The sequence below is a fragment of the Brevundimonas sp. GN22 genome (assembly GCF_054824005.1).
Window position 1 is genome coordinate 1 of the sequence record NZ_JSYD01000090.1, and the last position, 11256, is coordinate 11256.

General features: G+C 60.9%; 5 protein-coding genes. 2 read left to right on the forward strand and 3 right to left on the reverse strand.

Annotation, left to right across the window (positions count from 1 at the left end; translation table 11 throughout):
• Nucleotides 1–14: 14 nt before the first annotated feature.
• Genes OB03_RS12045 through OB03_RS12055 form a run of 3 tightly spaced genes read right to left on the reverse strand, consistent with a single transcriptional unit; the run spans nucleotide 15 to nucleotide 2773 of the window.
• Complete coding sequence (locus OB03_RS12045) at nucleotides 15–230, reverse strand: hypothetical protein (protein ID WP_461344301.1); 216 nt, start codon at nucleotides 228–230, stop codon at nucleotides 15–17.
• Nucleotides 217–1392 carry an MvaI/BcnI family restriction endonuclease gene (locus OB03_RS12050; protein WP_461344302.1) on the reverse strand — a complete coding sequence of 392 codons (1176 nt, stop codon included), beginning with the start codon at nucleotides 1390–1392 and terminating at the stop codon, nucleotides 217–219. Before OB03_RS12050 ends, OB03_RS12045 begins: the two co-directional genes overlap by 14 nt.
• Nucleotides 1316–2773 (reverse strand): DNA cytosine methyltransferase, encoded by a 1458-nt coding sequence (locus OB03_RS12055; RefSeq protein WP_461344303.1) that lies wholly within the window; start codon nucleotides 2771–2773, stop codon nucleotides 1316–1318. Before OB03_RS12055 ends, OB03_RS12050 begins: the two co-directional genes overlap by 77 nt.
• Nucleotides 2774–2998: 225 nt before the next feature.
• On the opposite strand from OB03_RS12055, the gene OB03_RS12060 reads away from it, so the two are divergent.
• Both OB03_RS12060 and OB03_RS12065 read left to right on the forward strand, forming a co-directional pair.
• Complete coding sequence (locus tag OB03_RS12060) at nucleotides 2999–6013, forward strand: hypothetical protein (RefSeq protein ID WP_461344304.1); 3015 nt, start codon at nucleotides 2999–3001, stop codon at nucleotides 6011–6013.
• A 7-nt stretch (nucleotides 6014–6020) separates the two neighbouring features.
• Nucleotides 6021–11256: DEAD/DEAH box helicase (locus OB03_RS12065; RefSeq protein ID WP_461344305.1), on the forward strand; the 5236-nt coding region annotated here is incomplete at its 3' end.

Here is an 11256-nt window from a genome sequence, read left to right on the forward strand (position 1 = left end):
TTGACTGGACCCAGTTAACCTGACAGCACCAAGGCCCCGAAGAATCCTGCCACAGCCGTAGCTGTCGTGCGTTGGAGAAGGACCTCGACGATGACCTGCTGGTATGTGTCAGCATCGCTCAAGCGCCAAGGGAAATCCCTCCCGTTCACCTTCGCCCAGACCTTGAGGTCCTTTGCCAGCCTGGTCAGCTTACGTTTCTCGCCCGGCGCAACGGGGTCAGGAGAGCGCATGGATTTCTGGTGGTGGGAAAAGTGCCCCGAGGTTGTCGGGGTGAATCTTGAAAAGGTATCCGTGGTCACGCGCGCGCGTCTCGGACTTCTTGTGAAGCGCATAGTCGACCGTGATGATGCCCGCTTCGACTAGCGCGACGAAGTTTGCAGTCATTGGGCGGCGGGTACGCTTGACCTCGACGTAATGGAACTCCTCGTCTTGGCCTGCTCCACGGCACATTGCCCGGACCCAGAACGTCTGGCGGTGCTTCGCTGCCAAATCGCTCTTCAAAATAGGGATTTCCCAGGTGACGTCATGCACGACGCGGCGAGTTGCCGGGTCGTGGTAGACCTGGCGCAACCAGTCGTTTTCCGCGTCGATGTCGAGCGCGAGACCAAGCGAGTTTGGCCCACGCCCAGAAAGCGTGTGGTAAAGCGAAAGTCGCCCGTCTCCGTCGACGTAGCCGCGGGTTTTGAGAAGACCAAGTGCATTCCCGACAGGGCTCAAGTTCCAGTTTGGGACCTTTGAGAACAACGTGGAGCGGTTCGTGTCGGTACCGACCCGGCTGCGCTTGGCCTTGAGTTCTATACCCTTGTAATCGGGGGCTTGCTTCGAATTCGCCGAGATCCCGAGCATAGTCTCGAGCGTGAAACCGATCCCAGTGTCGCCGGGACGGAGCGTTCGCAAGTAACCCTTAGATGATATCTGTCGCAGGAGGTCGAGCAACTCGCTTGCCACCACATCGCCGTGGTCTGCGCGGTCAACCAACTTTCGGAAAGGCGACCCCGCATCATCGAGCGACACCTGCACCGACGGATCACTCATGTTTAGCACGTACAGCGTGCCATCGATCACGGTCAGCGCCAGCAAGTTGAAGGCACCGGCGTACGAACGCACGGGATGTCCAAGCCAGATCCTCGGATCCCCGTTCTTAGTGGTTGGCCGGTAAAGCGAGACCTGTGTCGGCTCCAGCGAATGCGGCCTCACGAGGTAAGCTTGCTTCAGGACCTTGTGATCTTGCCCTTGGCCTTGGCTCGCGTAATCATGGTAGCCACGTTCAGCGAGGTACTCCCGCAAACCATCCGTCGCATCGAATATCGACTTCTCAAGCCCGGTCGGTGTTGGCACCAACAAGGCTGCCTCGATGGCGTGCCTGGTCAGCATCTCCAGTGCCGTCGCCACGGGAAAGTCGGCCTTTGCCAGCATCCTTTAGCGCGTCCTCGAGCATGCGTTTGAAGTGCGCGCCGACCCGTTCGGCCAAGCCAACTGGAACAGCGTTGCCGATCTGCGTGTACTTGGGGACTTCGCGGTCAAAGATGCCTTCCCTCGGGTTGCCTGCACGGCGGATCCCGCCGGTCGTTCTCTTGCCCATGAACCTGTACCAGTCAGGGAAGAGTTGCAACCTTGCCCACTCGCGGACCGTCAGGATCCGCGGCTGAGAGTAATGGACATAGTCGTCTGGCATAGAGGTCGCGGTGATTGTCGGGTGCCCGTTCCCCCAGGTCTTGGGAAGGACCTTCTGGGCAAACTTCTTCGTTTGCGCGCCCTCGGGGATCTCCCCGCCGTTCTTGATCATGTAAGCGAATTTATCGACGATACGCTTCGCGTGCTTCGAATACTCGTGGTCCGTTAGTTGCCCGCTCCGCTCCTCGTGTGCAGGCGGCGCAGCTCGCAGCTTCTTCTGGATCGAGGTCTGGGGCGCACGAGGGTATTCCCGGGTTTCGAACTTGCCCTGCGGGAAATCTTGCTTTTCGAGGGCGCGCTTGATCGCCGGGTCTACGAGGTCGCCGAGCAGTTCCTCGATCCCCGGGGCTTCCGACGGGTCGCCTTTCGGCAGGAAGCCGCACTTGACCGCGTCTTTGTCGTCGGCAGACAGGTCTACGATCGAGCTTGCCTTGACGATGTCATCCCTGATGCCGACGAGTAGGACACGCGGGCGGTTCTGCGGAACCCCGTAGTCTGATGCTCTCACGAGCGTGTAACGCACGTGGTATCCAGGAATCTTCCGGAACTCACCCCAGACATCGGGCCAGATCATGTCGTCGCCTTCGCGGGTCCACTTGGAGGTAAGGATCCCACGAACATTCTCGAACAAGAAGATCCGCGGACGCAGCCGGCGAATGATCTTCGTCATCCGCCCGTATAGTTGGTTTGAAGGAAGGTCCTTCTTGTCGACCGCGTAGGATCGGCGATGCCCGATACCGGAGTAGCCTTGGCACGGGGGGCCACCGGCAAGTAGGTCAAGGTCGCCCTTGTTGCTCGCGTTTTCCGCCTCTTCGAGATCCGGGAGCGTCAGCCCCAGCGCCGCCAGGTCGGAGACCATCTTCTCAAGCCTTGGGCCTTGCAGCTCGTTGGCATCATTGCAGTGGAGGTGGGCCTGTTCGGCGAATGGCTTACCTCCGACCTCGTGGTGTCGATTGGCAAGGTAGGTGGCCATTGCATCGGGATTGAGTTCGTTGACGAAGACCGGTGTGAAACCGGCGTTCTCCATGCCGAGCGATAATCCGCCGCATCCGGCAAAGAGGTCCACCATGGAAAAGGGGATTTGCGACTTGTTTTTCATGGCTCTTTGAATGCTCGGTTTGGTGTGGCAGTCAATGCATCCGTGCACGATTCAACCGACAAAGTCCAGGGGCATTCAAGCTCGTTCCAAGCCGCCTTCGCGAGATTAGGGCGCCACTTGCGGCCTCTTCAGTTACCTTTTGAAACATTTTTCAATGCAATTGACGGGCCTGCTCAACCCTCAATATCAATATGAAAAATCGGTAGAATGAAACGAGGGGCTGGAGTGGAAGCGTTCAACGATTACGAGCTCCTCAATAATGCGCTAAACGCCGTTATTTTCGACGGGCGTTTTGCGATGCGGCCTGTCTACGTCGACTTGGATGACAGCCTGGCCAAGGAAGTCTCGGCCGCACTTGGAATCGCTACCGCTGAACTTGATGATTTCATTTCCGTGGCAGTGTCCGACACGCTGTTTGGTCGACACTATGACCCTTACCATTGGCATACTCAGCGGCTTAAGGCATGGATCAAGATCGGCCGCACCACCCCGCCGCCGTTCACTGGTCTCCTAGCTGCGCTGTCGCTAGCCGCCGAAAAAATGCGGGCCGACAGCCAATTCTCGGCTACCAATTACTATGAGCGGCTATTCGAGGTCCTCGGCGTCGAGGATACCCCACGGCAAAACCTCCTGAGGCAGTATGCGCGCTCAACGCGCCCTCTTTGGCGCGAGTTGAACCAGTGGCTGACCGAACACGATTTCGAGTTGGGGCGCCCAACAGCACGGCAAGTAAATAGCTGGAAGTACGTCAGCTACGCCCTTTCGCAGGCTCTCGTTCGTGAAGGCGATCGCCAGCGATTCCACCTTCTATTCAAACAATACGATTTGTCACCGCTCGACGACATTTCTGAGTCAGAGATGTCGCTATTCCTCCATGATTGGATGACAGGTCCCGGCCCGAACGGCTGGCTAAAGCACCTGTGGAGCAACACCGATCTCAGGGAGAGAGTAGCTGCGGCCGCCCTGTCGGAGCTCGAGAGCTGGGACGGAGGCGATTCCACTGGCGAGATTCGGAACAGAAGACTCGGCTGGACAGCAGTGATCAAGTCGTTCCCGTTCCGGCGCCTAGACTTGCTGCTGACAACCATCGGTGCAGAGATCGATGACGACATCCAGCTCGAAGTCCCCGCCGGAGCATCAAAGGCAACTCTTGCCGCCTTCGAAGGGTGCAATGGTCGTCCCTGGTTAACGCCGGCTCCCTCGGGTGAGTTCTCAGTCCTCGAGCCAATAAGCGGGATCGACATCGGGGCACTCATGCTTGCCTCGTTCGAATTGAGCTCGGTCGAGAATGCGAGCTTCAGTCACCTTGCCAGGCCAATCGTGCCGCTCGCAAAAATGGACACCGGGATATACTACCGAGAGGTGCACCGGACATCGCTGCTCCGGCGGCACGCGATACTCTGCCACGAGAAGTGGGTCCCGATCGTCAAGAGCCACCTGGACAAGTGCGCTCGTCCGGGCTTCTCCCTGTCAAACTGGCAACAGCTTCCCGGTCTACCTCCCGAGTGGGCGTTGATCGAGGACGTCGAGATCGTGCGGGTGCTCGACACGACCAACCACAGCCTTGGCCCACTCGTCCCGTTGTCGGAGGGGATCTCGATCCAGATGGACGGTGGGTTGAGGCTTGCCCCGCAGATCTGGCACGCTGCAGCCCCGCCCAAGGTGCTGGCGACTTCCGACCAAGGCGCTTTCGAATTGCAAGTCCGGGTCCACCGGGGAGATTCAGATGACGAAGTCGCCTGGGCAGGGAAGTCATCGGGTGGAAGCTGCGAAATCAGCGCGAAGACGATAGAGGCCGCAGGCGCGAGCGAGCTGAGCATTGTTACCGTCAAGGGCGATCAGGAAAGTGGCGAGAAGATTCTGGCCCTTCGCGACGCGACCTTGCCCAGGCCGACGCGCGGCCAAGAACTTGCCTATTTCCCAGCCGCCGACGACCCAGTCTCGGTTTTCAGCGCTCTGCGAATTGGCGAGGCTCGGCCCGAGCGCGCGCGGGTCCGGGGGATGCTGGTCGACGGTTGGAAAGAAGGCGGGGCAGTCGAGATCGCTGATTCCGCCGGCGTGTTCATCGACCACGAGGACGGCGATGACACCGATCATCCGCAGGAAGGATACGAGAACCGAAAGCTCGAGGGTCTATCCGAGACCTGTGTAATCAGGGGCTACCACTACTGGATCTGCGAGCCCGGTTACATCGATGACAACCGCTGGGAAGCTAAGCGGATGGACTGCAAGGACTGCGGATTGACCTCTTACCTGAGGAACCGCGGTAAAAAGACCTGGGGCAAGAATGGTAGCTCGCGTGGGCAGGTCTCCAGGCCTGTCAACGCGCCACCGGTCGTACGGCGTACGCGCGCCACGAGCCTTGACCTCGTCTTCGATGGCTTGTGTTACCTAGGCGCAGGCACTTGGAATGCTCTCCAGTCGCTGGCATCGGCCCACAACGAGGAAGCCTGGTTTGCCTCGTCTTTTATCCAGGACCTCTGCGATCTCGGGCACCTAGACGTAGAGCGCGCGCCAGGCGGAAGAGTGACTAGCTGGTCCGTTGCCCCACCGGCGCTTGTGGTGAAAGCTGATGGCGAGGCCTACCTCTCTGGTTTCCGGAACGCTGCGCTGGTCGACGCAGTTGCCGACGCACTCGAGGACAGCGAGTGCGATTACGTTATTGAGCCTACCGGCGCCCACGTCAGCCGCCACGCATGGACAAACGTTTCGGCGGATTTGGCGCTCGAAGTGCTCGCGGATATCAAAGACCCATTCGACAGGCCTGTTGCAGTCACACGCGTGCCCGCGGCCAACATCACTAGGTCCGCTCCGGACTTCACGGCGATCGTGCAAGCACTGCGCCCCGTGCACCTCGAGAGCAAGGACGGGCTCGAGCGATTCGACCCGAAAAAGGGGCGGTGGAGCCGCGCTGCAGCGCAGAACGAGGCCGGGGCCTACAGGACGAACTTCGCAGGCCGGCGTTATTTCATCCGCGACGAGGCAGGCACATGCCGAGCTGCTAGTCACGAGGTTGCCAAGATCTTCGCAGCGCGCCTCGAAGGTACCATGCTGCATACCTACGACGAAAAGGCAGGGTGCCTAGTCGGGGTCCTAGGCTGCGACCTGCCGGGACTGCTCTCGAGGGCCATTACGTCGTGTTCAGGACGGCTGCCCAAGCGAGACCGAGGACGTGTCTACTACGGAGAAGTGCCCTCGGCCATTTCCCAAGAATTGCTCTCAAAACTCTACGCTAAGTGAGAATATAATGCCTTCACCAAGCCCTGCAGACGTCCTTGCCTACATCCAGAAGGCCTACCACTCATATTACGACAGTGCCTTCTGGATGCGCGACGAGTTCCTCATGCGCGAGCGGTCAAAGCTACTCGAGGAGCAAGGATTGACAGCGCAAGAAATACTGCTCGAGGCAGTCCTGCCATATCCGTCTGTCGTCCCTGCGGAAGCGGTCGCGGAAGACGCTGGGCTATCGGTCGAGGAGGCTAGGCTCCTATCCCGGATCGTGTTCGGGAAGGAATACAAGTTCAGGGAACACCAAGCAGATTCGCTACGTACTTCGTTGTCTCCAAACGGCGCAAAGCAGAGGAACGTCGTCGTCACGTCCGGGACCGGCTCGGGGAAGACCGAAAGCTTCTTGCTCCCAGTGCTGGCACGGCTCTTGAAAGAACGTAGGTCCGGTCCGGGCCAAGACCTCGTCAACAAGTGGTGGGAAAAAGACTGGGATACCGAAGCGGAGTGGTTTGACCTACGATCGGCAGCGCAAAATGCCCCGCCGCCGGCGGTTCGCGCGATGCTCCTCTACCCGACGAACGCGCTCGTCGAGGACCAGGTCTCTAGGCTTCGCCAAGCTGCATTCCGTGCGAGGGACGTCCACGGCGAGCCCCTCTTCTTCTTCGGGCGGTACACCGGAGCAACGCCGGGCGGGACGCAATTCCCGCCCCGGGACAAGCGGCGGATCAAGAAGGAAGCCCGCGCCCTGCGAGAGCTCGCCCGCGAAGCCAATGCATTGCGAGGAAAACCCGACGAGCTCAGGGGACAGTTCTCCGATCCGGAGTGCGGCGAGATGCTGACCCGGTGGGACATGATCGCGGCCGCACCGGACATCCTCATAACGAACACCTCGATGCTCAACGTCATGCTGATGCGCGACAACGAGGAACCAATCTTCACGCAGACGCGTCGTTGGCTCGAGGCGTCGCCGGACAACCAGTTCTCTCTCGTCGTTGACGAGCTCCACGGGTATAGGGGAACGCAAGGGACCGAGGTCGCCGTGCTCGTCAGGAACCTCTTGTCGAGGCTGGGCCTCGAACCCGACAGCCCCCAGCTGCGCTGCCTCGCCACCAGCGCTTCGCTCGATGGCGAGGAAGGCCGCGAGTACCTCGAACAGTTCTTCGGGGTCGACCGTTCAACTTTCGCCGTGTTCAAGGGCGATCCCCTCGTGCCCAAGGTCCCGCTGCCACTCGACACGGCCGAAATCCGTGAGCTTACTCGTCGGCGCCTGGGCGGCGACGAGAGCGCGCTCGACGCGCTATCCGGTGCGAAGTCGGCGCGTCGAGCGCTTGGCGCTGCTTGCCTCGCGGCAGGCAAGCAAGACGACGGACGGGTGGTCCCGGCGCGCTTGTCCGCAGTGCAAGCGGCACTCCTGGGAGATGATGCCCAGCCAGAGGACTTCGAAACGGTACTCGAAGCAGCGAACAGAGAGGGGCTGGAGTCCTTCGAGAACCCGCAGCCCTCCTTTCGTTCACACATGTTCCTCCGCCAGATTCAGGGCATGTGGGCGTGCTCGAACAAGAACTGTGATCAGGTCGCGGAGGAGTTTCGGCATCCGGCGCGCACGTTCGGGAAGCTATTCAAAGTTCCTGCGATTAAGTGCGGATGTGGCGGCCAGATCCTCGAGCTACTGTACTGTTACGATTGCGGCGAAGCTTACCTCGGCGGTTTCGTCACGCCTCCACCGAAAGATGTGACCGAGGGCTATTTCCTCGAGTCCAATCCTGCCGGAGACGGAAGCGCTGGTATGGTCTTCGAGCGCAAGCACGGCGACTTCGCGTGGTACTGGCCGGGGCACATCGGCAAGGACAAAATCACGTCAAGGAAGAACCCAGAAACCGGAAAGTCGACCACCCTCAACTTTACCCCAGCCAAGTACGACCCGCTCTTCGGATTTCTTCGTCAGTGCGGTCCCGGTGAAGAGCCCGATGGCACGATGCTCTCGTCTAGCGGCAACGCAGTCGTTCCCGCGCTTCCAGAACAGTGCCCCCGCTGCGAGTCCACGAAGCACCAGTTCAGCGTTAAGGCATTCTTCAGCGGGAAGGTCGAGTCACCGATCCGCGGTCTGCGAACCGGTCTTAACGCAACGACCCAGCTAGTCGCGGACCGCGCTGTCTCTGTGCTCGGCGACGCGAACGGGCCAGCCCAAATGATTACGTTCACCGACAGCCGCGACGACGCGGCGGACGTGGCTGCGGGCCTCGAGCTAAATCATTTCCGGGACACGATACGCCAAGCCCTGTTCCAATGCTTGCAGGGGCCCTCTGAACCTACCGCTGAAGAGATAAGGCAGGCAGCCGAGCGAGAGACTGCGGGTGAAGAGTTGACGGCCGGGGAAAGGAAAATAGCTAGCCTAATACAGGAGCGCGACACGGGGATCTGGATGGCGTTCTTGATGGAGGCGCAAGGCGTCGCCCGCGAGGGCCACGCAAAGAAGATCGCCGAGTACCTCGCGAACCACTCAGCTGGCGGGGCGATTTCCTGGGGGACCTTGCTAGACAACGTCCTGCAGCGTCTACTCGAGCTTGGGATCAACCCCGCGGGACCCGCCGCCTCGCTCCAGTCGATAGGCGAAGAACCCTGGTGGCGCTTCTTCCCGTCCCCCTCCGGATTCGACTGGGATCCGCTCCCACCGAACCTAGCGAAGGACGGGCGAGGCATGCTGGTCGAGGCCCTCTCTAACCACGTGGTGGGCGCGATCTTCGACAGGGGAGGCCGAGACCTCGAGTCTATTGGCGTGGCCTATGTGGTCCCTTCCGGGAAGCACGGCGCCAAACTTGGGACAGATGACGAGACCGCTGCAAGGTTGCTGGGCAACGTATTGCGCATGCTCGGGCAAGCGAAGTACTTCGAGGGTGCGGGACGCAACACGACTAGCGAAGAGGCACCTAGACCGCTTCGAGGCTACATTGAACGGGCTGCCAAGCTTCTCGGCCAGTCGCCCTCCGAGTTCTCGGAGAACGTCCGGTCGGCTCTGCTCGGTGCTGGCATCATCAACCAGAACTGGATCCTCCGGACGAGCCGGGCGGTGGGCCTGCCAGTGGAGCTGAGGAGCATCGATGTAGCTGATTTGCGGTCTTGTGCCAGGTGCTCCAAGGTCACGGCCAACCTACCGGTGCATGCCTGTACCACGTCCCAGTGCGAGTCCGCCGAGTTTCCCCCCGCTCCGGGAGCGGCGGAAGACTATTACCGCTGGGTCTCTTCCGAGCCACTTCACCGCCTGCACGTTGAGGAACTGACCGGCGCCACGAAGCCGCTCTCGGTGCAACGCGAACGCCAGCGCTACTTCAAGCGCGCCTTCGTCGGCAACGAGAACGCGCTTACCCATGGAATCGACGTCCTTAGCGTGACGACGACCATGGAGGTGGGCGTCGACATCGGTTCCCTCCAGCTTGTCATGATGGCGAACATGCCGCCCCAGCGGTTCAACTACCAGCAGCGCGTAGGCCGCGCGGGCCGCGCGGGACAATCGTTCTCCTACGCGCTGACAATTTGCCGCGGCGGCTCCCACGACGACTTCTACTACGTGAACCCTGAGCGCATCACCGGTGACGCTCCGCCCCAGCCTTACCTCGACCTGCGCAGGGAGGAAATCATCAAGCGCGTTATTGCCGCCGAGTGCCTGCGGCGCGCCTTCGCGAGCATCGGCAACCCGCCGGAACCGAGCGGGGCCAGTACTCACGGTAGCTTTGGCAAGGCGAGCGAGTGGAAGGAGAGTTTCAGGGCAGACGTCACCGCTTGGCTGGCAAGCGCCCCGGACGTCGACGAGGTAACGAGGCGTTTTACCGCTTTTGCCCCCGAGGTCGATGCAAAGTTGCCCGGGATCGCCGAGCACATCCGCAGTGAGCTCGCGGATGTCGTTACAAAGGTCGTCGACAACACGGCCTTCATCCAGGAGGAGCTTAGCGAGCGACTGGCAATTGCCGGCGTCCTGCCGATGTTCGGCTTCCCTTCCCAGGTTCGCAGCCTCTTCACGTTCAAGAAGGATGCGCGCGTGGAGGAAATGGTGATCAGCGACCGGCCCTTGGACCACGCGGTCTGGGCGTTCTCACCGGGGGCCGAGGTTCCGCGAGATAAGCGCATCCATACCGCCTGTGGCTTCGTCTACATGTACGAGAGCCGCGGGAAGGTTCGAGAGGACCCCGATCCTCTCGGGGCCCCGATCGAGTTTTCGCGGTGCCGGGCCGAGGACTGCGAGGCAATAACTGCTGAACGCGTCGAGTCTTGCCCGGTCTGCGATCGGCCAACCGACGTGTTTCCACTTTACCAGCCGAAGGGCTTCCGAGCCTTCGGCAAGAAGGACTACGATGGCCTACGTCAACGGGGATCCTCGATATCGCCCCCGGTCCTAGCGTTCCAGCCGCGGTACGACGAGGGTATCAAGATCGGCGCTTTCAAGGCAGCCCTGACGTCCGACCGCCCGATTGCGCTAGTCAATGACAACAAGGGACGACTGTTCGACTTTTACAAGCGCTTTAACACGGTCACGGTACCCGAGGCCTCCTTGTATCGGGACAACCCGCCGACGGGCGAGCTCGGGGAACTGGAAGGCTCGGGTGCTATCGGTGCTGTCTTCAAGACCGACATCCTCAGCCTAGTCCTCGAGGGCCAGCAGGGGATCGGCGCCCACGGCACCCTCGACACGGGCACCGATGGGCAACCAGCCGCCCTCGCGGCGATCACCTCGTTTGCTGAACTGTTGCGTGTCGCGGCGGCGGTGTACCTCGACGTCGATTCCAGCGAGTTTCGGGTGGGGACCCAGAGGTATCGTTCACCGCACTGCGTGACGAGCCAGCTATTCTTAGCCGACGCGCTCGAGAACGGTGCGGGATATGCCCGCAGGTTGTTCGACGAGGAGCGCCTGCGCGGCCTCTTGGAGCGTCATTACGACGAAGTACTCGTCGACTGGTCGAGTGACAAGCACTCGGACTGCGACCGGTCCTGCCCGGACTGCCTCCGGAACTACGGGAACCGTTTCATTCATGGGCACTTGGACTGGCGCTTGGCGCTGGACATGGCGGAACTGTTCCTGGGCAAGCAACTCGATACGGGCCGCTGGCTGGGCAATTCCGAGGTGGTCGCTCGGCGGTTCGAAGCGCTCTGCCGCGCCAACGAGATGGAAGTAGTGGTCACCAAGGCGGCAAGGCTCTGGTCCGTCGTCCTTCCTGGCAAACTCGGCCTCGTGATCGGTCACCCGTTGTGGCACCACAGGGAAG